The sequence below is a fragment of the Acinetobacter sp. AOR01_HL genome (assembly GCF_027855455.1).
Lineage (GTDB): Bacteria > Pseudomonadota > Gammaproteobacteria > Pseudomonadales > Moraxellaceae > Acinetobacter > Acinetobacter baumannii.
Map to the genome: position 1 here is coordinate 1 of NZ_JAKTIM010000035.1, position 23,602 is coordinate 23,602.

General features: G+C 39.9%; 24 protein-coding genes. 18 read left to right on the plus strand and 6 right to left on the minus strand.

Annotated features, from left to right (window positions below; genetic code table 11):
- Positions 1 to 31: 31 nt before the first annotated feature.
- Positions 32 to 874, minus strand: coding sequence for an IS3 family transposase (locus MKL62_RS10250; protein WP_223673390.1), 843 nt, complete (start codon positions 872 to 874; stop codon positions 32 to 34).
- Positions 875 to 906: 32 nt separating this feature from the next.
- Positions 907 to 1,416: a helix-turn-helix domain-containing protein gene (locus MKL62_RS10255; protein WP_001122273.1), complete on the minus strand. Its 510-nt coding sequence runs from the start codon at positions 1,414 to 1,416 to the stop codon at positions 907 to 909.
- Positions 1,417 to 1,831: 415 nt separating this feature from the next.
- Here MKL62_RS10255 and MKL62_RS10260 point away from each other — a divergent pair, with 415 nt between their 5' ends.
- Both MKL62_RS10260 and MKL62_RS10265 read left to right on the plus strand, forming a co-directional pair.
- Entirely contained in the window at positions 1,832 to 2,434 is a 603-nt protein-coding gene (locus MKL62_RS10260; RefSeq protein ID WP_005128964.1) for a TetR/AcrR family transcriptional regulator, read from the plus strand.
- Between the two features lie 199 nt (positions 2,435 to 2,633).
- Positions 2,634 to 3,260, plus strand: coding sequence for a hypothetical protein (locus MKL62_RS10265; RefSeq protein WP_005128963.1), 627 nt, complete (start codon positions 2,634 to 2,636; stop codon positions 3,258 to 3,260).
- Positions 3,261 to 3,520: 260 nt separating this feature from the next.
- Here the strand turns inward: MKL62_RS10265 and leuD are convergent, their stop codons facing one another.
- Together leuD and leuC are read right to left on the minus strand one after the other, a co-directional pair.
- Positions 3,521 to 4,171 (minus strand): 3-isopropylmalate dehydratase small subunit, encoded by a 651-nt coding sequence (gene leuD, locus MKL62_RS10270; RefSeq protein ID WP_005128962.1) that lies wholly within the window; start codon positions 4,169 to 4,171, stop codon positions 3,521 to 3,523.
- Between the two features lie 18 nt (positions 4,172 to 4,189).
- The gene (gene leuC, locus MKL62_RS10275; RefSeq protein ID WP_005128961.1) at positions 4,190 to 5,608 is read right to left on the minus strand and encodes a 3-isopropylmalate dehydratase large subunit; all 1,419 of its coding nucleotides are present in this window, start codon (positions 5,606 to 5,608) and stop codon (positions 4,190 to 4,192) included.
- Between the two features lie 266 nt (positions 5,609 to 5,874).
- Between leuC and MKL62_RS10280 the strand changes: the two genes are divergently transcribed.
- The 6 genes from MKL62_RS10280 (at position 5,875) to MKL62_RS10305 (ending at position 12,517) form a co-directional block, all read left to right on the plus strand.
- Positions 5,875 to 6,801, plus strand: a complete 927-nt coding sequence (locus tag MKL62_RS10280) for a LysR family transcriptional regulator (protein ID WP_005128960.1) — start codon at positions 5,875 to 5,877, stop codon at positions 6,799 to 6,801.
- 110 nt (positions 6,802 to 6,911) lie between these two features.
- Positions 6,912 to 8,105, plus strand: a complete 1,194-nt coding sequence (locus MKL62_RS10285; RefSeq protein WP_005128959.1) for a CaiB/BaiF CoA transferase family protein — start codon at positions 6,912 to 6,914, stop codon at positions 8,103 to 8,105.
- Complete coding sequence (locus MKL62_RS10290) at positions 8,102 to 9,040, plus strand: hydroxymethylglutaryl-CoA lyase (RefSeq protein ID WP_005128957.1); 939 nt, start codon at positions 8,102 to 8,104, stop codon at positions 9,038 to 9,040. The genes MKL62_RS10285 and MKL62_RS10290 overlap by 4 nt, the downstream gene beginning before the upstream one ends.
- A 113-nt stretch (positions 9,041 to 9,153) precedes the next feature.
- Positions 9,154 to 10,470: an MFS transporter gene (locus tag MKL62_RS10295; protein ID WP_005128953.1), complete on the plus strand. Its 1,317-nt coding sequence runs from the start codon at positions 9,154 to 9,156 to the stop codon at positions 10,468 to 10,470.
- 397 nt (positions 10,471 to 10,867) lie between these two features.
- Positions 10,868 to 11,932, plus strand: a complete 1,065-nt coding sequence (locus MKL62_RS10300) for a catalase family peroxidase (protein WP_005128951.1) — start codon at positions 10,868 to 10,870, stop codon at positions 11,930 to 11,932.
- Between the two features lie 12 nt (positions 11,933 to 11,944).
- Positions 11,945 to 12,517 carry a cytochrome b gene (locus tag MKL62_RS10305; RefSeq protein WP_001180285.1) on the plus strand — a complete coding sequence of 191 codons (573 nt, stop codon included), beginning with the start codon at positions 11,945 to 11,947 and terminating at the stop codon, positions 12,515 to 12,517.
- Between the two features lie 135 nt (positions 12,518 to 12,652).
- Here MKL62_RS10305 and MKL62_RS10310 read toward each other — a convergent pair whose 3' ends face one another.
- Both MKL62_RS10310 and MKL62_RS10315 read right to left on the minus strand, forming a co-directional pair.
- Complete coding sequence (locus MKL62_RS10310; protein ID WP_001277471.1) at positions 12,653 to 12,937, minus strand: DUF1330 domain-containing protein; 285 nt, start codon at positions 12,935 to 12,937, stop codon at positions 12,653 to 12,655.
- Positions 12,938 to 12,999: 62 nt separating this feature from the next.
- The gene (locus tag MKL62_RS10315; protein WP_001049495.1) at positions 13,000 to 13,662 is read right to left on the minus strand and encodes a GntR family transcriptional regulator; all 663 of its coding nucleotides are present in this window, start codon (positions 13,660 to 13,662) and stop codon (positions 13,000 to 13,002) included.
- Between the two features lie 152 nt (positions 13,663 to 13,814).
- Here MKL62_RS10315 and MKL62_RS10320 point away from each other — a divergent pair, with 152 nt between their 5' ends.
- The 10 genes from MKL62_RS10320 to MKL62_RS10365 all read left to right on the plus strand — a co-directional run bounded on the left by MKL62_RS10320 (position 13,815) and on the right by MKL62_RS10365 (position 23,542).
- On the plus strand, positions 13,815 to 14,417 hold the full coding sequence (locus MKL62_RS10320; protein WP_005128950.1) for an amino acid synthesis family protein: 603 nt from the start codon (positions 13,815 to 13,817) through the stop codon (positions 14,415 to 14,417).
- On the plus strand, positions 14,386 to 15,177 hold the full coding sequence (locus MKL62_RS10325; protein ID WP_000987212.1) for an alpha/beta fold hydrolase: 792 nt from the start codon (positions 14,386 to 14,388) through the stop codon (positions 15,175 to 15,177). Before MKL62_RS10320 ends, MKL62_RS10325 begins: the two co-directional genes overlap by 32 nt.
- A 30-nt stretch (positions 15,178 to 15,207) precedes the next feature.
- Positions 15,208 to 16,140: a flavin-dependent trigonelline monooxygenase reductase component gene (gene tgnA / locus MKL62_RS10330; RefSeq protein WP_030423688.1), complete on the plus strand. Its 933-nt coding sequence runs from the start codon at positions 15,208 to 15,210 to the stop codon at positions 16,138 to 16,140.
- A 2-nt stretch (positions 16,141 to 16,142) separates the two neighbouring features.
- A complete protein-coding gene (gene tgnB / locus MKL62_RS10335) occupies positions 16,143 to 17,180 on the plus strand; it encodes a flavin-dependent trigonelline monooxygenase oxygenase component (protein WP_001212564.1) in 1,038 nt (345 codons plus the stop codon).
- An 11-nt stretch (positions 17,181 to 17,191) separates the two neighbouring features.
- Positions 17,192 to 18,661 carry a (Z)-2-((N-methylformamido)methylene)-5-hydroxybutyrolactone dehydrogenase gene (tgnC, locus tag MKL62_RS10340; RefSeq protein WP_000123066.1) on the plus strand — a complete coding sequence of 490 codons (1,470 nt, stop codon included), beginning with the start codon at positions 17,192 to 17,194 and terminating at the stop codon, positions 18,659 to 18,661.
- A gap of 122 nt (positions 18,662 to 18,783) precedes the next feature.
- Positions 18,784 to 18,927, plus strand: coding sequence for a hypothetical protein (locus MKL62_RS10345; protein WP_000934373.1), 144 nt, complete (start codon positions 18,784 to 18,786; stop codon positions 18,925 to 18,927).
- A 38-nt stretch (positions 18,928 to 18,965) separates the two neighbouring features.
- Entirely contained in the window at positions 18,966 to 20,372 is a 1,407-nt protein-coding gene (locus MKL62_RS10350) for a purine-cytosine permease family protein (RefSeq protein ID WP_005128948.1), read from the plus strand.
- 25 nt (positions 20,373 to 20,397) lie between these two features.
- A complete protein-coding gene (locus MKL62_RS10355) occupies positions 20,398 to 21,567 on the plus strand; it encodes a hypothetical protein (RefSeq protein WP_005128947.1) in 1,170 nt (389 codons plus the stop codon).
- A 137-nt stretch (positions 21,568 to 21,704) separates the two neighbouring features.
- On the plus strand, positions 21,705 to 23,162 hold the full coding sequence (locus MKL62_RS10360) for an NAD-dependent succinate-semialdehyde dehydrogenase (protein ID WP_001176558.1): 1,458 nt from the start codon (positions 21,705 to 21,707) through the stop codon (positions 23,160 to 23,162).
- Positions 23,159 to 23,542: a carboxymuconolactone decarboxylase family protein gene (locus MKL62_RS10365; protein WP_005128945.1), complete on the plus strand. Its 384-nt coding sequence runs from the start codon at positions 23,159 to 23,161 to the stop codon at positions 23,540 to 23,542. Before MKL62_RS10360 ends, MKL62_RS10365 begins: the two co-directional genes overlap by 4 nt.
- The last annotated feature ends 60 nt before the right edge of the window (positions 23,543 to 23,602 follow it).

Genomic DNA, 23,602 nt, shown 5'->3' on the forward strand with positions numbered 1-23,602 from the left:
ATGATCTGCCCCCATAAAGTTGGACAGTTAGTTAAGCAGTTTTTATAAACTGGTTTCTATATTGTACAGGGGATAAACCTTGTAGCTTCACCTTGATTCTCTCATGATTATAATAATGAATGTATTCTCGTATCGTTTTCTCTAATTCATCAATTGATTGAAATTTTTCTCCATGAAAGCATTCCGATTTTAATATTCCAAAGAAGCTTTCTATTACAGCATTATCTAAGCAATTTCCTTTACGAGACATACTTTGAATTAAACCATGTTGCTTTAATTGCTGTTGGTAATGAGCCATTTGATATTGCCATCCTTGATCTGAATGGAGAATTGGTTTCTCATGTCGCTTAAGTTTAGCTAAAGCATGAATGAGCATATCTTTCACTAACTCATAATTGAGTTTACGTTGGATTCGGAAGGTAATAATTTCCCCATTAAACAAATCTATAATTGGTGATAAATAAAGTTTTTCACCGTTAACATTAAATTCCGTCACATCAGTTGCCCATTTCTGGTTGGGATGGTTCGCTTTAAATTGCCGTTGCATAATGTTATCAGCCACCGTCCCGACACAACCACTTTTATATGAGCGATATTTCAATGCTCTGATACGTGATTTAATTCCCATGGTTTTCATAAGGCGATATACACATTTATGGTTGATTATTATTCCTGTACTTTTCAGGGCAAGAGTAATTCTACGATAGCCATAGCATCCCTTATGCTTGTGATATATGGACTTAATCTGCTGTTTTAACTCAGTATATTTGTCATTAGAGCGTACAGCTTTCATGTGATAGAAATAAGTACTACGAGCAATCTTTGCAATACTGAGTAAGAGTTTTAATGGATAAATTTGCCTTAATTCTGAAATAACCTGAACAGTGTCTGCAGTACAAAGTGTATTTAAGTACGTTGCTTCAGTTTTAAGGCTTTTAGCTTTTTTAAAAAGGCAACCTCCGCTCGTAAAGCGGTCACTTCATCAATGAGTTCCTGTTGAGATTTATCTTTGTCTTCTTTTATAGGCTTAGTTATTTTGGTTTTATCTTGTTTAACCATATTGGTATAAATCCTCGTAGTATTAAACCCGGCAATCCCTTCTTTATGATACTGAGCGAGCCACCTTCTTAAAATTGACGTCCCGCTCAGATTTAACCGTCTTCTAACTTCTCTTACCGGTATCTTATCAAGAAGCATTTGTACAGCCTTGATTTTAAATTCGGAAGAGTAGTAGGTTTTTTTAGTTTTAACATTCAGGCCATCTTCACCTTGTGCCTTATAGTTTTCAATCCATAAGCGGATGGTTTGGAGATCAACATTAAATTCTTGTGAAAGGATTTTATATCCTTTACTTCCATCTAAATAAGCTTGAATGACTTTTAATTTTAACTCTTTTGAATGCTTCGGAATTGGCATAGGGCACACCTCATAAGTTTAAAAAGTCTAACTTATGGGGTGCAGTTCAGGACGGGAGAGGGACACCTTCGGGTGTGCTGGTTGTTGTACCAGTCCGCGAACCCTTTCTCGTTCTGCCACCATAATTTCTATTCATGTCGGCAGAACTCCCAATAAAAAGGAGTTGGCTTTGCACATCCATTATTTCTTGGCTCTCAATGCTAAAAGCTATAACGACACAGCTTAAAAATTAAAGCAACTTGAATGCCTTAAGGTTGTCAGGCTTAAAGTCATTTTTACTTAAAACTCAGCAACAACAAAACTCGAGATGTGCCAAGCACAGTCTTTACGGCTTTGCTGTGCCTTTTTTTCTCCCAAAAAGGGCACAGGCTTTTTTATCTCTACATACAACAAAAATTTTTATAACGGTAAAACTATGCCAAATTTAGCTCTCCCAACACGTACCTTATATGTTGTAAATAAAGCAATTGATCTGTTTCATCACCGTGGTTTTCACCTTATTGGGGTCGACAGAATAGTGAAAGAATCAGAAATTACGAAAGCGACTTTTTATAATTACTTTCAATCAAAAGAGCGGCTTATTGAAATTTGCCTTATGGTGCAAAAAGAAAAGCTCCAAGAGCAAGTAGTCGCAATGGTCGAGTATGACTTAAGTACCCTTGCCATCGATAAACTTAAAAAGCTTTATTATTTACATACCGATTTAGAAGGGCCGTATTACTTATTATTTAAAGCTATTTTTGAGATTAAAAATAGTTATCCCAACGCTTATCAATCCGCAATGCGCTATAGAACATGGCTCAAAAATGAAATTTATAGCCAGCTTAGAGTGCTAAACGCAGATGCTTCTTTTACCGATGCCAAGCTATTTGTATATATGGTGGAGGGCACAATCATTCAGCTTTTAAGCTCAGATGGGGCAATCGAGCGGGAAAAGATGTTGGATTGTTTTTTAAACTCTTTTGTTAGAAATTTTAGTCCATGTATGTTTACTCATGTCGATGCTAGCAAGTGTTAGCCTGTTCTTCTATGAGGGTTTATATGTAAAAGCTAGACGAGTGGTTTTGAGGGGGGAGAGAAATAATAAATAAAGCCCCCTTAAAAAACTGCTTGTGTACAAAAGAATATAAAAACAGCAAGTAACACTTACTCAAGTGTCATTTTAATCTGTTTGATATTTATACAATATAATTACAAGATCACAAGGATATGAACTGATGAAATTTCTAAAATTTCTAACTTTTAGCACAATTCTTACCTTATCCGCACATAGCTATGCGACAGTAGGTGGTGGACAAAAAATTGAAGTATTGGGCTATCAGCAAAAAGAGAAGAAACTGTATGTATTAAGACATTATGAAGATGGTCGAGGACGCCTACCACAACTCTATTATTATCTATTAAATAGTAAATCACCTGATAAACTGATTGAAGTTAAATCTCTCTATATCAATCCAAAAACACATAAGATTGATTATGATCAAGATAGTACAGCGTTTAATAAGGCGCTTAAAAAAATTAAAAGGAATTTAACTCCCTTAGTCGTAAGTAATAGTAAGACTGTAAAAATTCAAACATTAAAAACTCATCAGAATCAAGTATCAACTTGGTTTGATCCTTCAGGAAAGATCACGCAATATAAAACAGAATATGTTGTAAAATCGCCGTCTTTACAAAGTAAAACCCATGTTGCGGTTCATTACAGCAAAGCAATAAAAATTTCCCAAAATTATAGTGTGCCTAAACACAATAAGAGGTTGGTTGTCGTTAAATATCTGGGGGTTCCAGAAGAAACTGGTTACGATATTGAAGACCCTGTTTTACTACTACCTATAAAAAAATAAGTTTAAGAGCAAATTATTTTCTTGGTTCAAAGCGGCAATATACACAACATCTGTGTATATTCAGCTCAAAACTTATCTCCACTTGGACGTTTTAATTTATAGTTCATCATAAAGCCCAATTTAACAATAACTTATTCATTTTAAAATCTGTTTGATCGTGCAAAAGCTTCCTATTAATTACTTAATAACCCAAATAAATAGTTTTAGTAATTAAATGATTGGTTGAGGTTTTCAACCAATCTATGAATAATGCTTCACCACTATTTAGCTAGCTCTTGGAATATCCAAGGACGAACTTGTTTAGTTTTTTCTTCATAAGCACGAATTGCATCCGCATTTTGGAGAGTTAAACCAATATCATCCAAACCATTTAACAAGCAATGCTTACGAAACGGATCAACTTCAAATTTAAAAGCTTCACCTGTTGGCGTACGTACTTCCTGAGCAGCTAAATCAATTGTTAATTGATATCCGTCATTGGTAGCGCATTCTTTAAATAACTGATCAACAATTTCTTCTGACAAAATGACAGGTAACATGCCATTTTTGAAACAGTTATTAAAGAAAATATCAGCAAAGCTTGGTGCAATAACAGTACGGAAACCATATTCGTTTAATGCCCAAGGTGCATGCTCACGACTTGAACCACAACCAAAGTTAGTACGAGCAATTAAAACGGTTGCACCTTGATAGCGAGGCTGATTTAAAACGAAATCCGGATTTTTTGGACGTACTGAATTGTCTTGTCCTGGATAACCTTCATCTAAATAACGAAGTTCATCAAATAAATTGTCGCCAAAACCAGTGCGTTTAATCGACTTTAAAAACTGTTTTGGAATAATTAAATCTGTATCAACATTGGCACGATCTAATGGTGCAACGATACCTTGTTCAACTGTATAAGCTTTCATGGTTTGCTCCAGACCGAATTAAAATGAACGAACATCAACAAAGTGACCAGCAATTGCAGCCGCTGCCGCCATTGCCGGACTCACCAAGTGAGTACGACCGCCATTGCCTTGACGGCCTTCAAAGTTACGGTTAGACGTCGATGCACAGTGTTCACCCGGTTGTAACTTGTCAGCATTCATTGCTAAACACATTGAACAACCCGGTTCGCGCCATTCAAAACCAGCTTCCAAGAAGATTTTATCTAAGCCTTCTTTTTCCGCCTGTTGTTTAACTAAACCTGAACCCGGAACAATCATAGCTTGCTTAATGGTAGATGCCACTTTACGCCCCTTAACCACCTCAGCCGCAGCACGGATATCTTCAATACGAGAGTTCGTACAAGAACCAATAAAGACACGATCAAGCTGAATATCAGCTAATGCCTGTCCTGCATTTAAACCCATATATTGATAAGCACGCGTCCAGTCATTACGCTGAACATCATCTTTCGCTTGCTCTAAAGTTGGTACAGCTTGTGAAATCGGAATTACCATCTCAGGTGAAGTTCCCCAAGATACTTGTGGTTCGATCTCTGCGCCATTTAACTCAACGACTGCATCAAACACTGCATCTTCATCTGAATGCAATGTGTTCCAGTAAGCAACTGCTTGCTCCCATTGTTCGCCTTTTGGTGTGTAACTACGGCCTTTCACATATTCAATGGTCTTGTCATCAACTGCAATCATACCAACACGCGCACCTGCTTCAATTGCCATGTTACAGACCGTCATACGGCCTTCAATCGACATATCACGGAATACCTGACCACCGAATTCGATTGCATAGCCTGTACCACCAGCGGTACCAATTTTACCGATAATCGCCAACACAACATCTTTTGGTGTTACGCCTTTGCCCAATACGCCATCTACACGCACTAACATGTTTTTAGATTTTTTCTGGATCAAACATTGTGTTGCTAACACATGTTCAACTTCAGATGTTCCAATACCATGCGCCAAGCAACCGAATGCACCATGAGTCGCTGTATGCGAGTCACCGCACACCACAGTCATACCCGGCAAAGTTAAGCCCTGTTCAGGTCCAATCACATGTAAAATCCCTTGGCGTATGTCATTGATATCAAATTCAATAATATTAAAAGTCTTGCAATTATTATTGAGTGTTTGTACAGGAATACGCGACGTATCATCTTCAATACCAGCAATGCCTTGTTCACGCTCTTTTTTAGATGTTGGAACGTTGTGGTCCGGTGTCGCGACGTTTGCACTTAAACGCCATGGTTGACGACCCGCAAGTTGCAATCCATCGAATGCTTGGGGACTTGTTACTTCATTTAATAAATGACGGTCAATGTATAGTAAACATGAGCCATCATCACGTTGTGAGACTAAATGTTCATCCCACAATTTGTCATATAAAGTTTTGCCTGCCATATCGTCTTGCTCCATAAGACTAAGTAATTTTAGGATGAGATCATCGCGCGATTTTGGAGCTAATTTATCACTTCATAATATACTTAGTGTTCGCATGTAGCGAAGAGGGCTTGACGTTTTAAGAAATGTAAGATGTTTATTAATAACGGTTATGCTTCTTGTGCCCAAAACCTCGAGTCTTTTATGATGTGTCATACTTTAAAGTGTTTCAAATTGGTTTTAAGTGTTAAAGAAAAAGTCATAGATAGGGAAATTGGTGACGTGTGATGCATATAGAAAATATTATTCGTAAACTGGATTTGGTCACCTTAACGATTTTCCAGTCCGTTTGTGATGAAAAATCTCTGAGCAAGGCCGCTGAAAAAAATATGATTGCGCTGTCTGCCGCAAGTAAGCGTTTGACTGATTTGGAGCATTTGATTGGAACCAAACTGTTTATTCGTGATGGTAAGGGCATGCAAATTACACCTGCTGGTGAAAGCCTGCTTTATCATTGCAGAACCATCTTAGACTCGGTTTATAAAGCTTCGGTTGAGTTAGAAGAATACAAAATAGGCATTAAAGGTTTTGTACGATTACAGGCAAATTTATCAACAATCATTCAGTTTTTACCCGAAAGCCTACATCCTTTTATTGTTGAAAACCCCCAAATTAAGATTGAGCTTGAAGAACGCCCTAGTATAGAAATTATTCAAAATGTAAGTAATAAAATTGCTGACTTAGGAATCTGCATTGCTGAGAATTTATCAGAAGATCTGGATTATTATCATTATCGTAGCGATCGGCTGGTCGCGGTCATACAAAACCAGCAATATTTAAGTGAACAGAAAATCATTTCCTTTGAAGATGCATTAGATTACGACTTTATTGGTTTACATACTCAAAGTGCGATTAACCGGATTTTGCAGCAAAAGTCTGAAGCGTTAGGAAAGCAGCTCAAACTCAGAATATTGGTAACAAGTTTTGATGCCGTTTGCCGTATGGTGCAGGCGGGTATGGGGATTGGGATTTTGCCTCATAAGGTTTTTGAAATCTTTGGTAAACCCTTAGGATTGGCAAGTGTAGAGTTAACCGATGATTGGGCAAAAAGAGACTTATATCTTGTGTCCAAGCATGATGAGTTTTTAAATCCAGTAACTTTGCTTTTAAAACAATATTTTATGCATCCCCATAAAGAAATTATTCCTAAATGATTTTATAGGTTTCGCAAACCACGAAGACTTGTTGATGTTTTAAGAATTGTATTACTGCTCATTGCGCCATAAATTTAATTCTATCGGAAGTAGATATAATATGGATTGTTATGAGTCTAGCCCTTGAAAAAATAAAAGTCCTAGAAATAGGAACGCTAATTGCAGCTCCATTTGCAACACGCATTCTTGGTGAGTTTGGTGCTGAAGTCATAAAAATTGAGCCTATTGGCAAAGGCGACCCACTTCGTAAATGGCGTAAGTTACATCACGGAACATCTTTGTGGTGGTATTTACAGTCACGTAATAAGAAATCTTTAGCACTTAATCTTAAGTCACCGGAAGCAATTGCTTTAATCAAAAAGATGATTGTCGATACTGACATTCTGGTCGAAAACATGCGTCCTGGTGCGCTTGAAAAGCTGGGGTTAGATTGGGAAACCCTAAAATCAATTAATCCTAAACTAACTTTTGTTCGTATATCTGGTTATGGGCAATCTGGCCCTTATAAAGACAAGCCGGGCTTTGGTGCAATTGGTGAGGCAATGGGTGGAATTCGTTATACAACGGGTTCTCAAGATTCTGCGCCTGCACGAGTTGGGGTGAGTTTGGGTGACTCACTTGCTTCATTACATGCAGTGATTGGCGCTTTAATGTCGATTGTAAATATTAAAACGAATAACGGTAACGGACAGATTGTTGATGTGTCACTTGCAGAGAGTGTCTTCAATATTATGGAAAGTGTTGTCCCGGAATACGACTTGCATGGTTTTATTCGGGAGCGTTCTGGAGGTTCATTACCGGGTATTGCACCTTCAAATACCTATCGAACCAAAGACAACGCTTTTGTGGTGATTGCAGGAAACAGTGATCCAATTTTTAAGCGCTTAATGCATGTAATTGGTCGTGAAGATTTGGCAAATCGACCTGAGTTTGAACACAACGATGGGCGTGCGCAACAAAGTGATTTACTCGATGCTGCAATTGAATCATGGAGTCGACAGCATTCAATTGATGAAGTCTTGCAACAGCTTGAACAGGCTGAGGTTCCATCAGGGCGAATTTATTCTGTAGCAGACATGGTCAATGATCCGCACTTTAATGCACGTGATATGTTGCTTTCAACCGAGTTGCCTGATGGTCAGGTGGTAAAAATGCCGGGTATTGTTCCGAAGCTTTCTGAAACACCGGGGCAGGTCAAATGGCGTGGTCCTGAGTTGGGCGAGCATACCGAATCTGTTTTAAAACAATACGGTTATCAAGCTGAAGATATTGAAAGCCTACGTGTATCAGGAGTAGTGCAATGACAGCATTTTCCGACTTACTTGTCGTACAAGAAGTCTCTCCACGAGATGGTTTGCAAATTGAGCCGACTTGGGTACCCACGACAAAGAAAATTGATTTAATTAATCAGTTGTCGACAATGGGTTTCTCTCGAATTGAAGCTGGGTCTTTTGTCTCCCCAAAAGCGATTCCGAACCTGCGAGATGGGGAGGAGGTTTTTACTGGAATTACACGCCATAAAGATATTATTTATGTTGGACTAATTCCAAATTTAAAAGGCGCACTTCGGGCAGTTGAAGCAAATGCAAATGAGTTGAATCTTGTCCTCTCTGCTAGCCAAACCCACAACCTTGCCAATATGCGTATGACAAAGGCTCAATCGTTTGCAGGATTTACCCAAATTGTGGAGCAACTACAGGGTAAAACACAGTTTAACGGAACTGTTGCAACAACCTTTGGCTGTCCATTTGAAGGCAAGATTAGTGAAAAAGAAGTGTTTAGCTTAGTTGAACATTATTTAGAGTTGGGTATTCATAACATTACACTGGCAGATACCACTGGTATGGCAAACCCAGTGCAAGTGAAAAGAATTGTTTCTCACGTTTTATCGTTAATTTCACCTGAGCAGCTGACCTTACATTTTCATAATACACGTGGATTGGGATTAACTAATGTTCTTGCAGCTTATGAAGCTGGAGCAAGAAGGTTTGATGCCGCATTGGGTGGATTAGGTGGGTGCCCATTTGCACCAGGGGCTTCAGGAAATATCTGTACTGAAGATTTGGTCAATATGTGCGAAGAAATGGGAATACCCACCACTATTGATTTGAATGCTCTTATTCAACTTTCCAGAACCTTACCAGCTCTTTTAGGGCATGACACGCCAAGCCAGCTTGCCAAGGCGGGGAGAAATACAGACTTGCATCCTATACCGGATTACATCAAATCACTTAATTAAGATACGTTACTCAAGTTAGTTCGAGATAAGACGATATTCGTATCGTCATCGGTCAACTCGTCTTTAAAAACTTGAGAAGACGTGTTTTGAGGCTCATTTTCAGGAGAAAATAAATGAGTTTAACGCAAAGCATGGAATTATCGGCTGAAGCAACTGCCGAAAAGCAATTAATAAAAAAAGTCGCATGGAAAATCATGCCATTAATTATGGTGTGTTACCTATTTGCCTTTTTTGATCGTATCAACATCAGTTTTGCCAAATTTCAGTTACAAGCTGATCTATCCCTAAGTAATACGGCTTATGGCCTCGGTGCCAGTTTGTTTGTAATTGGGTATGTAATATTTGAAGTACCTAGTAATTTATTGCTACATAAATTTGGTGCGAGAAAATGGATTGCGCGCATCATGGTTTCTTGGGGTGTTGCAACGGCCTTAATGGTGTTTGTGACTACAGAGTGGCAATTTTATGTATTACGTTTCTTGATTGGTGCAATGGAGGCGGGCTTTGCTCCGGGTGTGCTGTATTACATGACGCTTTGGTTTCCTCAAAGCTATCGTGGTCGAATTATTTCATTATTTTTCCTTGCTTCTGCATTTTCAGGCATCTTTGGGGGACCAATTTCAGGGGTGTTATTGTCATCACTTGATGGTGTGATGAACATGCGTGGTTGGCACTGGTTATTCCTATTAGGAGGTATTCCGTGTGTTCTGTTGGGTCTCTGTGTTTTAACTTATTTAAAAGACCGTATTGATGATGCACAATGGCTATCTGCTTCAGAAAAAGTGCATTTAAAACGCTTGGTTGAACCAAAACAACCAGAAAAAGCGACCCATTCATTGTGGGCAGCAATTAAAACTCCAGGCTTCTTGGTTTTGAGTCTGAGCTACTTTCTGATTCAAGTTGCATCTTATGGACTAAATTTCTGGGGACCACAATTAATTAAAAGCTCAGGTATTGATGATACCAAGCTCATCGGCTTGTTGACAGCAATTCCATATATTATGGGGGCAATGACCATGGTGATCGTGGGTCGTTTGGCCGATAGAACGGGTGAGCGCTTAAAATTTACAGTAGGGTTATTGTCTTTCGGTGCAATTGGTTTCTTTACTGCGGGTTTCTTTGATACCAATCCTATTGTTGTGGTCATTTCGCTTGCTTTATTAGGAGCGGGTATTGTTGCAGCAATTCCTTCTTTCTGGAATTTACCACCAAAGCTTCTGGTTGGAGCTGGGGCGGGGGCTGCGGGTGGTACAGCGCTCATTAATACATTAGGGCAAGTAGGGGGAATTGTTAGTCCTATTATGGTTGGCCATATTAAAGACATAACAGGTAGTACAACGCCTGCGCTGTATATTATTGCAAGCTTATGTGTTGTGTGTATTGCACTACTAATATGGGCTACGCCAAAACGGTTAAAAGAGAAAGGTTAAACGATTCACTCATGCTCAAAGCCAGTTGGATGGCTGGGCATGAGTGCAGTTAATATGAAAATAACCTAATAGTTAAAAAATAAAATTTATAGCCAACTTATAAAACTAAAAGCCAATGTGACTTGTCAAAAAGTGGGAACTTTTACATTTTTCGTTCCCATGCTTTATTTATCTCTATTCAAATGTTAATAAACTTAATACTAACCTCACGGTACTTAACTTATATGGCCCAGAAATAAATATTATATTAAGGCTTATCACTATTAGATTCAGAAATTTCGGGATTTTATTTACTTAGCTAATCTTGAACATAATTCCATCAATATAAGTAATACTCTTTTTATAGGATCAAACTTTTCTTTATAAATGCAGCTATATAATTTACACAGGATGAAGAATGAATAATTTGAATTTTAAAACGCTAAAGAAGTACTGGCTGCGATTCGTGGGTATTGCTGTAATCGCAGGCGCTTTAGTATTAGCATTTGCTTGGACCGCTGGTCTATTTGGACATCGCACCACAAGCAAAACTTTTTTGGGTGACACATTAAAAAACTTTGATCCCGGATATCGACGAGCACATGGTAAAGGTATTTGTTTTGATGGCACTTACCATAGTAATGGTGTGGCAGCAGCACTCTCTAAAGCCACTGTATTTGCCAAGTCTGATATACCAGCAATTGGCCGATTTTCTATTGGAAGCGGTAATCCGCATGCGGCAGATAATTCTACCGCAACAGTGAGTATGGCTTTATTACTTTCTCCAGCCGATCATTCGCAGTGGCGCATGAAATTAAACAACTTTCCTTATTTCCCGACGCGAAATGCTGAAGGTTTTTTGACGCAGCAAAAAGCATTTAAACCGGTTCCGTCTACTGGGAAACCTGATCCAGCCCTTGTTGAGGCGTTTTTAAAAGAATATCCCGAAGCACGTAAGTCTATTGAGCAAAAGGCCAAGATGCCATTAACTGGTAGTTTCAGCGGTGCAGAATTTTATGTCGTAAATGCCTTTATATTGCGAGCGGCCAATGGACAAGAACAGCCAGTCCGTTGGTCTATGCGTCCTCATTCAAAATTTATTAGTCTGACCAAAGAACAACGTGATCAAGCTGATCATGATTTCTTATTTAAAGACATCAAAAAACGTTTGGCTGAAGGACCGCTCTATTGGGACTTAGTTTTGCAACTTGCCGAGCCGGGAGACCCGGTGAATGACCCATCTCAGCCTTGGCCAAAAGACCGTAAAGAAGTTATAGCCGGAACATTAGAAGTCAAAAATGTGACTGATCAGGTAAATGGCGCTTGTCGTGATATTAACTTTGACCCAACTTTGGTGCCACCCGGAATTGAGTTATCAGATGACCCAGTACTTGCAGCACGAGCGGCTATCTATTCACAGTCTTACAATGCTCGATTACGTGAAATTGGATTTGGCAAAGCAACGGATGCCGTGGGCAAATAGGAGAGATGAACAATGCAAAATAAATCTAACGATAATGCTCCACGTCATTTTAATTTAACTGCTCGAATACTACATTGGCTTATGGCGGCAGCAATTCTGGCTATGCTATTTATTGGGGTAGGTATGACCACCTCAATGACTTGGCGTCCGTGGTTAATTGATATTCACCGTCCTTTAGGAATCGCAATCTTACTATTGGTCATCATAAGATTAATAAATCGACTCTGTTATCCAATTCCACCTTTGCCGCCGTCTGTACCACGCTGGCAAGCGTTTCTTGCTCATGCATCACATTGGCTACTTTATATTTTGATGTTTAGTTTGCCATTGCTCGGATGGGCGACGCTATCGGCAGGTAATTGGCCTGTCACTTTATTTCCGGGTTGGGACCTTCCACCTATAGCACCAACCAACTCTACGCTTTACGCTTGGTTCCGTACATTACATGGAATTTTGGCTTGGCTATTATTTGCTGTCGTGATTGGTCATCTGTCCGCTGCGTTATTACATGCATGGATTTATCGCGATGGCGTATTTTCGAGTATGGCTTTGGGGCCTTCTTCTAAAAAAGAAGAAGCTGATTAGTTTGCTTGAAAGTTTTCGATTGAACGATGAGTTAATGGTGAGGTATAGGGTTTATTTAAAACATATAAATAAGCTCGCTGATGTAACAACTTAAAATAGAATTGATTTCTCAAGTTGAGAAATCAATTCAGCAATTTAGATCCCTTCAACAAAACTCACCATGACATCACAGCAGCCTTGGCGTTTACTTTTGGCAAGCTGATATTCAGGTGAAAAATAACATTCACGTGCAGTTTCCATATCTGGAAACTCAATCACCACGTGGCGTTCAAACTCTTGTCCTTCTAAGACTTCAGAGGCACCGCCACGCGCAAGAAACTTGGCGCCGTACTTTTGAAAAGCTTGCGGAGCAGTGGCCATATATTGTTTATATTGTTCCATATCATGAATGGTGACATGAGCAATCCAGTACGCAGACATATCGTATTTCCCTATAACTTATTCAATAAAGGTTTATTTACCTTTTCCTAAAATTTGCGACTTCACGCATCTAAAATATTTTTTGCGACAGCAGCAGCTTCAGCAATATGTTCAGCAACAGCTTGTTTTGCCTTTTCAGGGTCTTTGTGAAGATAGATGGCCTCACACATATTTTTAATACGTTGATAACCTGAAATTTCACGTTTTGTTGATTTCATGGTCATGGCACGAAGACGGCTAATTCGACCGTTTAAACGTTGAACCACTTCCCAAGCAATATGGTGATTGGCTGTAGTAAAAATAGTTTCATAAAGCCGGGTAGAGGTCGCAATAATGAGATTGATGTCATCGGCGGCAAATGCAGCTTTAAGATCTTCTAATAGAAGTTTTAATTTTTCAGCAGTTTTTTCATCTAGATTTTTAGTGCAGTCAACCACAGCACTTTGCTCTAACAAAAGACGAATTTCATAAATTTGTGAAGCGATGTCCCAGTTAAGTAGTGAAACAATAGGGCCTTTGTTTGGCAAAATCTCGACTAAACCTTCTGCTTCCAAATAACGAATCACTTCGCGAACTACAGAACGGCTCACGCCAAGTTCTTCACATAACGTTCTTTCAACCAATCTTTTTCCTGAAGGGAAATAGCCCGTAATAATGGCATTACGCACTTTATCTAAACACAGCTCTCGTAAAGTTACGGGCGGGTTTTCAATTTTAAGATTCATAGGTAATTAAATTTTCCTGTTTTTTAACATGTTGAGTTTCATTACATGTTTTTCAATAAAAATTAGCATAGCAAACTCTTGCTTTTTTTTCAGTATGTATTATGGTATACCATAATACGAATGACAAGATAATTTACTTGCAAGGAAGAGCAATGGAACTCATACGTAAAACTGTGCTTCATGTAGAAACCACTTATGTAGATGGCGGCAAAGAAGCAGCCAAGCCTTTAAAAATGGTGGCAGCAGCAGCGGTAATTAAAAATCCGTGGGCAGGGCAAGGTTATGTAGAAAACCTAACACCGGAAATTCGTCGCATTGCGCCGATCTTAAGTGAGCACTTAACCAAGCTTATTCTTGATGAAGTCGGTTCGGGCGAGGCTGTTGAAGCTTTTGGTAAAAGTGCAGTGGTGGGCTTAAATGGTGAACTTGAGCATGCATCAGCTTTAATTCACACCTTACATTTTGGTAATACTTACCGTAGCGCTGTCGGTGCGAAATCTTATTTGGCATTTAACAATACCCGTGGCCCAGCAAATGCGCCGATTTTAATTCCAATGATGGATAAAAATGACGAAGGCCGCCGTTCTCATTACTTAACATTTCAATTTGCAATTCCAGATGCACCTGCTGCCGACGAACTGGTTGTTGTGATTGGTGCAGCAACAGGTGGTCGGCCACATCATCGTATTGGTGATCGTTATAAAGATTTGGAAGAGTTAGGTCATGATGTCAAAAACCCTGCAGCTGTCAAATAACCGTATTGCTCACTATTTTGAGCAAGGCGAAGGAGAGCCTCTGGTTCTGATCCATGGAGTGGGAATGCAAGCTGCGGCATGGTATCCACAAATTGAATATTTTTCTAAACATTATCATGTGATTTCAGTAGATATGCCGGGACATGGTCAAAGTACCAAATTACCGGCAGACGCAAAATTACAAGATTTTGTTGAATGGACCATCGAATTTATTACAGCCTTAAATTTAGGCCCGGTAAATTTAGCAGGGCACTCAATGGGATCACTCATTACGACAGGCGTCAGTGTTACCCGTCCTGATTTAGTTAAACGGATGGCTGTACTCAATGGTGTGTATAAACGGACACCACAGGCACGTCATGCAGTCATCCAAAGAGCTGAAGAGTTAAAAACAGGCCGTATTGATGTTGAAACTCCGCTACAACGCTGGTTTGGTGAAAGTGAAGTCGAGCGTATAGCAGCTGCCAAAGTAAAAACTTGGCTCGAAAATGTCGACTTATCTGGTTATACCACTGCGTATTCTGCGTTTGCACAAGGCGATGAAACTTATGCAGATGACTGGTCAAAGATCACTTGTCCTGCTTTGGTGTTGACCGGTACGGATGATCCGAATTCAACTGCAGAAATGGCAATACAAATGGCAAAACAGGCAAAGCATGGCACTGCAATTGTCATTGAAAATGAACGTCATATGGTGAATTTAACTGCACCTGACAAAGTGAATAATGCAATGCAAGCGTGGTTGGAAACCAGCGTTTAATTTGCCACACATTGCTGAAGGAATATAACAATGAGTGAAATGGATACTATCAATAAAATGCGTGAACTACGTGATGCCTTCGGGTCATTTATGACGGGCGTTACGGTGGTCACAACCTGTAAAGAAGATGGAACGCCACTTGGCTTTACAGCGAACTCTTTTGCTTCGGTGTCTTTGGACCCAGCTTTACTTCTAGTGAGTATTGCCAAGACATCAAGCAATTATCATAACTTTGCAAATACCCCTCATTTCGCAATCAATATTTTGGCAGAAGAGCAAAAGGATGTTTCAAATACCTTTGCTCGTCCAAGCGAAGACCGTTTTGCAAATCTTTCATGGTCAAAAAGCGCTTGCCAAAACCCGCTGATCGATCATGTCAGTGCATGGTTTGACTGTACAACCTACCAAGTTGTCGATGCAGGTGACCATGCGATTTTAATTGGTAAAGTTGAAGATTTTGCTTCGACCGGTTTTGCAGGGCTTGGTTATTATCGTGGTGGATATTTCACACCAGCCAAACTTTCTGCCGAGGTGATCTCTGGCCCTAAAGTGGTAATGAGTGCCATTATTGGACATGAAAATACTATTTTACTTGAAGAAACTGCCGATCATAACTGGACTATTCCCCATGTCATGGTAGATAAAGACGGTGCAGATAAAGCGCTCGAGAAAATCTTTGCACAATATCAGCCAGATGCTTCTGCCAACTTCATTTACTCTGTATATGAAAACGTTGAAAACCAGCAGCAATATATTTCATTTTTATGCAACACACCCGTAGCTCAAGCCACTAAAGGTCAGTTTGTCGATTTAAATGATCTTGAGAAACTTGAGTTTGTAGACAGTGCTTTAGAAAGTATGCTGATGCGCTATCGCAAAGAAAACCATTTGAAAACTTATGGTGTTTATTACGGAAATCAGACAACAGGTACAGTTCGTCAAATCGTTAAAGAGGAAGTTTAATCATGCGTTTTTCATTATTTGTGCATATGGAACGTGTTTCTGATCAGCAAACCCAGAAGCAGCTTTATGATGAAATGATTGAGCTTTGTCAGATTGCAGATCGTGGTGGTATGCATGCGGTTTGGACAGGTGAGCACCACGCCATGAACTTTACCATTGCACCGAACCCATTTTTAAATCTGGTCGATTTAGCGAATAAAACCAAAAATGTTCGTTTAGGTACAGGTACGGTGGTAGCGCCATTCTGGCATCCGATTAAACTTGCAGGTGAAGCTGCAATGACCGACATTATTACCAATGGCCGTTTAGATATTGGTATTGCTCGTGGTGCTTATTCGTTTGAATATGAACGTATGGTTCCGGGCATGGATGCATGGAGTGCAGGTCAGCGTTTACGTGAAATGATTCCCGCAATTAAAAACCTTTGGAAAGGCGATTATGAGCATAACGGGGAATTTTGGCAGTTTCCAAAAACCACCTCAGCACCTCAACCGCTTCAACAACCGCATCCACCAATTTGGGTTGCTGCCCGTGATCCAAATAGCCACGAATTTGCTGTGCAAAATGGCTGTAATGTACAGGTAACGCCGTTACATTTAGGTGACGAAGAAGTTGAAAAACTCATGGGACATTTCAATGCAGCTTGTGAAAAGTTCAGTGATGTACCGCGTCCGGAAATTATGTTGCTCCGCCATACCTATGTGGCAGATAGTGAAGAAGATGCTCAACTGGCAGCAGATGAAATCAATACCTTCTATAACTACTTCGGCGCTTGGTTTAAAAATGAGCGTGAAATTAAACAAGGTTTAATTGCACCTTTAAGCCCTGAAGAAATTGCTGCACATCCTTTTTATACACCAGAAGCGATGCGCAAAAATAACGTGATTGGGCAAGCCCAAGAAGTCATCGATCGCTTAAAAGCCTATGAGACGATGGGCTATAACGAATATTCTTTCTGGATTGATACAGGCATGAGCTTTGAACGTAAAAAAGCCTCATTAGAACGTATGATCAATGAAGTTATGCCGGCATTTGCATAGAGGCGAATATCATGACAGCAGACTTTCAGCTTTATATTAATGGTCAGTTTGAATCTGGTGCAGCGACGTTTGAAAGTATTAATCCTGCAACAGGTGAAGTCTGGGCACACATGCCGGAAGCTCGAACCGATGAAGTCAACCGAGCAGTTCAGGCGGCATCTCGGGCATTAAAAGCACCGGAGTGGGCAGGTTTAACGGCCTCCCAGCGTGGTAAATTGCTCTATAAGTTGGCTGATTTAATTGAAAAAGCTGCACCGCAACTTGCCCAAATTGAAACCAGTGATACGGGCAAAATTATTCGTGAAACATCGAGCCAGATTGCCTATGTCGCTGAATATTATCGCTACTATGCAGGTATTGCCGACAAATTAGAGGGCAGTTTTCTACCGATTGATAAGGCAGACATGCAAGCATGGATTGTTCGTGAACCAGTAGGTGTGGTTGCTGCAATTGTTCCTTGGAACAGTCAGTTATTTCTATCGGCAGTAAAGGTTGGCCCAGCTTTAGCGGCAGGTTGTACCGTCGTGCTAAAAGCCTCTGAAGACGGCCCTGGACCATTGTTAGCCTTTGCCAAATTAGTCCATGAAGCGGGTTTTCCGGCTGGAGTGGTCAACGTGATTACCGGTTTCGGACCTGAATGTGGCGCCGTGCTGAGTAGTCATCCTGATGTTGCCCATGTTGCGTTTACAGGTGGTCCAGAAACAGCAAGGCACATTGTGCGTAACTCGGCTGAAAATCTTGCAAAAGTTTCACTCGAATTAGGTGGCAAATCACCATTTATTGTATTTGCTGATGCAGATATTCAAAGTGCGGTAAATGCTCAGGTCGCTGCTATTTTTGCTGCTACTGGGCAAAGTTGTGTAGCAGGTTCACGCTTACTGGTTGAAGAAAGTATTAAGGATGAATTTGTTCAGCGTTTGGTTGAGCGTGTACAAACCATAAAAATTGGTTTACCCCATGAAATGGCAACCGAGTTTGGACCACTTTGTACCTTACGCCAACGCCAAAAAATTGAGCAAGTCGTTGCAAGTTCAATCCAGCAAGGGGCAAAACTTCTTACTGGCGGGAAAAGCCTTGAGCGAGCAGGGTATTACTATCCACCAACCATTTTAGATTGCACCGATGCCCCTCAAGCAGATTGCATTACCACGGAACTATTTGGTCCGGTGTTATCAGTAGATAGTTTCAAAGATGAAGCGGAAGCCGTGCAAAAAGCCAATAGCACGCCTTACGGATTGGCAGCAGGCGTTTTTACTACCAATTTAAGCCGTGCTCACCGCATGACAAAAGTGATTGGATCGGGAATTGTTTGGCTAAATACTTACCGTGCTGTTTCTCCACTTGCACCTTTTGGTGGACATGGGCTTTCGGGACATGGTCGGGAAGGTGGCGCAAATGCTGTTTTAGATTACACCACCACCAAAACAGTTTGGTTACGTACCTCAGATGAGCCAATTGATGACCCATTTGTCATGAGATAAATCATGACTTGAGGTATGAAAATATAACGGGATTTTAATTTCAAGGATGAAAAAATGAATCAGTCAAACCCATTAATCGCCTAAAGCTTTAAATAGTTGAAAACGTAAAACTAGATGTATCGATGCTTAATCAAGTATTGATTGGACTGGCTTTACCTTTTTCTTGGCTAAAACAATACAAACAGAGAAATGAGCTGTTTGTAAAAGGAAATAAAAAGATGAAGCCGAGTCATATTGAAATGACTTTGGCTGGGCAGATTTTTTGATGTTGAGGAAATGAATTCCTCAAAGAGAGATTAAGGATATGAGCCAAAACGAAAATAGCAATAATGCTTTCGCTATCGAAAGTCATTCTATTGATTATGTTGCTCCCTCTGAACGTAATGGGAAAGTTCGCGATCTATTCACATTATGGTTTTGTACCAATATTGCACCGCTTGCCGTGATTACGGGTGCAATGTCAATTTTAACCTTTAACCTCAATATTGTAAGTGCATTGCTTGCGATCTGCTGCGGACATTTTTTTGGTGCAGCGATTCTGGCCTTAACCTCTGCACAAGGCCCACAGGTCGGCATTCCTCAAATGATTCAGAGCCGCGCACAGTTCGGGCGTTATGGGGCATTGCTGGTTGTACTGTTTACCACCCTCATTTATTTAGGTTTTTTCATCTCTAACATTATTTTGTCAGGCAAAACCCTTCATACCGTTGTTCCTGCTATTCCTGTGCCGACTGCGACCGTGATTGGTGCAATTGCAGCAACCACAATAGGCGTGATTGGTTATCACTTTATTCATAAGTTCAATAAAATTGGAACTTGGTTTATGGGTGGTTCGTTGCTCATCGGCCTCATGATTATGGTGCCGCATATTAATGCAGATGTAATTGCCAAAGGCTCTTTCAATATGAAAGGCTGGTTTGCCATGTTTGGTTTGTGTGCGGTATGGCAAATTAGTTTTTCACCTTATACCTCAGATTATTCACGATATTTACCGAAGTCGATTGGTATTTATAAGCCATTTATCTTTACCTATTTAGGCGCATCGTTAGGAACAATTTTTGCGATGGCATTTGGGACGATTGCAGTCAGTATTGGCTCAACGGCAGATGCTATGGAAGCGGTAAAGTCAGGTACTGGGCTGTTCGGTTATGTTCTTATGATTTTGTTCTTATGCAATATCATTGGTCACAATGCCATGAACCTATACGGTGCGGTTCTTTCCTGTATTACCTCTATTCAAACTTTTGCAGGGCAGTGGATGCCAAGCCGAAATATCCGAGTCGTGTTATCAATCATTGTATTAGTTCTAGCGACTTTAACAGCGCTTTGGGCATCAAGTAACTTTATTAGTTTCTTCTTGAATGTGATTTTTGCTCTGTTATTTATTTTGGTGCCATGGGTGTCTATTAATTTATTAGATTTCTATGTGGTGAATAAAAAGTCTTATGACATTCAATCGATCTTTGCACGTGATGGTGGTATTTACGGCAAATTTAATGCAAAAGCGCTTACAGCTTATTTCATTGGGATCGCGGTACAAATTCCATTCTTAAAAAATGCATTTTTCACAGGTGCATTGGCCGATGTAATTCCGGATGCGGATATTTCATGGGTGATTGGATTGTTGGTGAGTCTGGTGGTGTATTACGTCTTTAATCTTGGAAAGATTAAATGTTCTGCACCTGCATTAAACGCAAAATTACCTCAATAAGCATTGTAGTGAAAGGAATCCCACAATGAAAAAAAGCTATTTACAAGCAGCTTTAAGCACTGCATTAATGGCTGTAATCTATCCGAGTTACGCAGGTATAAGTTTTGGAAACACCGATGATGAATACGGCAAGCTCACCGTATCCGGCTATGTTCGCGCTAACTATCAAGATAAACACTATGGAGAGTCTGCTTCTGATCAAAAAATTCGTTTTGATGCTGCGCAGTTAAAACTGGACTACGAGCGTGGACCGTTATTTGGTCATGCGGAATATCGTTGTTATCAATATGACCGTCTATGTGATTTTTCTACGTTAATTGATGGTTATGTAGGGTACAAATTAAATAAAACAGATCAAGTGGTGGCAGGTGTTCAGCCGATTCCATTTGGGCCGGGACGTTTTTGGGGTAATAGCTTATATGGAAGTATGAGCACAACCGCAGGTTTAGAAGATGTTCATAATCTTGGTTTGAATTATCATTTTGAATTGCCGACAGCAACCAAGTTTGATGTGGGTTATTTTGCGGTAGATGGTGGGAACTACACAGGTTCTACCCAAGATTCAGGTCGCTACACTGCAAATTATGTGAGATCAGACGATCCGAATAAAACCGATTTGCAAGAAAAGAACATGTGGGTAGGCCGAGTGACTCAAGATATAAATCTTGGAATTAATGGTTTAACCACACAACTCGGTGGCTCCTATTGGACATCCGATATTGAAAATAAAACTGCTTCGAGTGATGGGCGGCGTCATGCATGGGCACTTTTTGGTAAAGCCAATTATGGCAATTTAAATGTGACTCTTACTGGCGGTAAAAATGATGTAACTAATCAGGATCAGCTTAATCCTAATCAGTCGCTCATGGGCTCTTACGACAGTGAATATTATGTAGCTAACAAAGGAACATTCTATACAGCAGATGTTGGTTATTCTTTCAAAAATGTTAAGCAAATCGGAAACATTACGCCGTACTTTATGTACAGCCATTACGATAAAGATCAGGACAGTATGAAAGATTCGATTCGTAATATTATTGGTGTGTCTATTGACCATAAACAGCTATCTTTGGTGGCTGAATACATCATGAGTAAAAATGACCCATTCATTGGTGGGACTCAAGATTCATTGGCAAAAGGGGATGATAACCAGTGGAATAAGTTGCTTAACTTAACGCTGTTTTATTATTTCTAAAGACATTTAAACATTCGGGCATACCGAAAATTTTTTAAATTAATTTTTGGTATGCCATAATACAAAGTTGATGGTGAGCTATTTAATTTATGTATCGCTCCACTATCAATGCAGAAGATCTTAATAGGATAATGATCATGCAGCTTAATGAACTCGCTTTATTTCGTCAGCAAGCTTTTGTTGCTGGAAAGTGGTGCGATGCAGACCATCAACAAACATCCGAAATTTTAAATCCAGCGACATTAGAGGTTATTGGTACTGTCCCAAATATGGGCAAGGCTGAAGCCGAGCGTGCCATTGAAGCTGCCAAAGAAGCTTGGCCGCTATGGAAAAATAAAACAGCAAAAGATCGATCAATTATTTTAAAAAAATGGTTCGATTTAATCATTTCAAATGCAGATGAATTAGCTTTTATTTTAACGAGTGAGCAAGGAAAGCCTTTAGCTGAAGCCAAGGGTGAAATTTTATATGCTGCCAGTTTTATTGAATGGTTTGCCGAAGAAGCAAAACGAGTGTATGGCGATATTATTCCAAGCCCATATCCAGATGCTCGTATTGTTGTAAATAAACAGCCTATTGGCGTCGTTGCAGCTATTACGCCGTGGAATTTCCCGGCTGCCATGATTACGCGTAAGGTTGCTCCAGCCTTGGCGGCAGGTTGTCCTTGCATTGTAAAACCAGCACCTGAAACACCTTTTACTGCTTTGGCTTTAGTGGACTTAGCTGTGCAAGCGGGTGTGCCTGCTGAAATCTTTAGTGTGATTACAGGTGATGCAGTTCATATTGGGGATGCGATTTTTGAAAGTGATGTCGTACGCAAGTTTACTTTTACGGGTTCAACACCAGTCGGCAAAATGCTGCTTGAGCGTTCAGCAAAAACCTTAAAAAAAGTTTCCTTAGAATTGGGTGGCAATGCGCCGTTTATTGTATTTGATGATGCCGATTTAGATGCAGCAATTGAGGGAGCGCTCATTGCTAAATTTAGAAATGCAGGGCAAACCTGTGTGTGCGTCAATCGATTTTTAGTGCAGGCTGGCATTTATGAAAAATTTATTGCTGCCCTAAGCCAAAAAATCCAAAACTTTAATATTGGTAATGGATTAGAAGCAGGGCACGACATTGGGCCATTAATTAATGCCAATGCGGTGAAAAAAGTTGAAGCTCATATTCAAGATGCATTAGATAAAAATGGTCGTCTTGTGGTTGGTGGTAAAAAGCATAAAGCGGGTGAATTGTTTTTTGAACCGACACTGATTGCAGATGTTACCGCTGATATGGATGTGGCAACCCAAGAAACGTTTGGTCCGCTGGCAGCTGTATTTAAATTTGAAACCGAGCAACAAGCAGTTGAAATGGCAAATGCAACTGAATTTGGTTTAGCCGCATATTGTTATACCAAAGATTTAGGCCGTGCTTGGCGAATGAGTGAACAGCTTGAGTATGGCATGGTCGGAATTAATAAAGGCCTTATTTCAAATGAAGTTGCGCCGTTTGGTGGCATTAAACAGTCTGGTTTGGGGCGTGAAGGTTCTAAATACGGTATTGAAGATTATCTGGAAATTAAATACACCTTGTTTGGAGGATTGAATATATGAGTAATGAAAAATTTGAAAAGGGTTTAGCAATCCGTAAACAAGTTCTTGGTGAAGAATATGTAAATAATTCAATCAACAATGCTGATGAGTTTAATCTTCCTCTTCAAGAATTAGTCACTGAATATTGCTGGGGAGCTGTTTGGGGACGTGAAGAATTAAGTAAGGCTGAGCGCAGTTTAATTAATTTGGCAATGATCTCAGCTTTAAATCGTCCGCATGAATTAAAACTACATGTTAAAGGTGCACTTCGAAATGGCGTATCTAAAGAGAAAATTCGTGAAGTGCTTTTGCAGGTTGCAATTTACTGTGGCGTCCCTGCTGCTGTAGATAGCTTTCGAATTGCTAAAGAGGCAATTAAAGAGTTTGAATCTGAGCAATAAACGTTGCCTTTGAATAATTAAAAAAGCCTTGTTCAAGTGGACGAGGCTTTTTTTATTTTT

What these genes read in the sequence shown, in the direction of transcription:
- MKL62_RS10255 (WP_001122273.1), bottom strand. Translation starts at nt 1,416, where the DNA reads ATGCCAATTCCGAAGCATTCAAAAGAGTTAAAATTAAAAGTCATTCAA.
- MKL62_RS10260 (WP_005128964.1), top strand. Translation starts at nt 1,832, where the DNA reads ATGCCAAATTTAGCTCTCCCAACACGTACCTTATATGTTGTAAATAAA.
- MKL62_RS10265 (WP_005128963.1), top strand. Translation starts at nt 2,634, where the DNA reads ATGAAATTTCTAAAATTTCTAACTTTTAGCACAATTCTTACCTTATCC.
- leuD (WP_005128962.1), bottom strand. Translation starts at nt 4,171, where the DNA reads ATGAAAGCTTATACAGTTGAACAAGGTATCGTTGCACCATTAGATCGT.
- leuC (WP_005128961.1), bottom strand. Translation starts at nt 5,608, where the DNA reads ATGGCAGGCAAAACTTTATATGACAAATTGTGGGATGAACATTTAGTC.
- MKL62_RS10280 (WP_005128960.1), top strand. Translation starts at nt 5,875, where the DNA reads ATGCATATAGAAAATATTATTCGTAAACTGGATTTGGTCACCTTAACG.
- MKL62_RS10285 (WP_005128959.1), top strand. Translation starts at nt 6,912, where the DNA reads ATGAGTCTAGCCCTTGAAAAAATAAAAGTCCTAGAAATAGGAACGCTA.
- MKL62_RS10290 (WP_005128957.1), top strand. Translation starts at nt 8,102, where the DNA reads ATGACAGCATTTTCCGACTTACTTGTCGTACAAGAAGTCTCTCCACGA.
- MKL62_RS10295 (WP_005128953.1), top strand. Translation starts at nt 9,154, where the DNA reads ATGAGTTTAACGCAAAGCATGGAATTATCGGCTGAAGCAACTGCCGAA.
- MKL62_RS10300 (WP_005128951.1), top strand. Translation starts at nt 10,868, where the DNA reads ATGAATAATTTGAATTTTAAAACGCTAAAGAAGTACTGGCTGCGATTC.
- MKL62_RS10305 (WP_001180285.1), top strand. Translation starts at nt 11,945, where the DNA reads ATGCAAAATAAATCTAACGATAATGCTCCACGTCATTTTAATTTAACT.
- MKL62_RS10310 (WP_001277471.1), bottom strand. Translation starts at nt 12,937, where the DNA reads ATGTCTGCGTACTGGATTGCTCATGTCACCATTCATGATATGGAACAA.
- MKL62_RS10315 (WP_001049495.1), bottom strand. Translation starts at nt 13,662, where the DNA reads ATGAATCTTAAAATTGAAAACCCGCCCGTAACTTTACGAGAGCTGTGT.
- MKL62_RS10320 (WP_005128950.1), top strand. Translation starts at nt 13,815, where the DNA reads ATGGAACTCATACGTAAAACTGTGCTTCATGTAGAAACCACTTATGTA.
- MKL62_RS10325 (WP_000987212.1), top strand. Translation starts at nt 14,386, where the DNA reads ATGATGTCAAAAACCCTGCAGCTGTCAAATAACCGTATTGCTCACTAT.
- tgnA (WP_030423688.1), top strand. Translation starts at nt 15,208, where the DNA reads ATGAGTGAAATGGATACTATCAATAAAATGCGTGAACTACGTGATGCC.
- tgnB (WP_001212564.1), top strand. Translation starts at nt 16,143, where the DNA reads ATGCGTTTTTCATTATTTGTGCATATGGAACGTGTTTCTGATCAGCAA.
- tgnC (WP_000123066.1), top strand. Translation starts at nt 17,192, where the DNA reads ATGACAGCAGACTTTCAGCTTTATATTAATGGTCAGTTTGAATCTGGT.
- MKL62_RS10345 (WP_000934373.1), top strand. Translation starts at nt 18,784, where the DNA reads ATGCTTAATCAAGTATTGATTGGACTGGCTTTACCTTTTTCTTGGCTA.
- MKL62_RS10350 (WP_005128948.1), top strand. Translation starts at nt 18,966, where the DNA reads ATGAGCCAAAACGAAAATAGCAATAATGCTTTCGCTATCGAAAGTCAT.
- MKL62_RS10355 (WP_005128947.1), top strand. Translation starts at nt 20,398, where the DNA reads ATGAAAAAAAGCTATTTACAAGCAGCTTTAAGCACTGCATTAATGGCT.
- MKL62_RS10360 (WP_001176558.1), top strand. Translation starts at nt 21,705, where the DNA reads ATGCAGCTTAATGAACTCGCTTTATTTCGTCAGCAAGCTTTTGTTGCT.
- MKL62_RS10365 (WP_005128945.1), top strand. Translation starts at nt 23,159, where the DNA reads ATGAGTAATGAAAAATTTGAAAAGGGTTTAGCAATCCGTAAACAAGTT.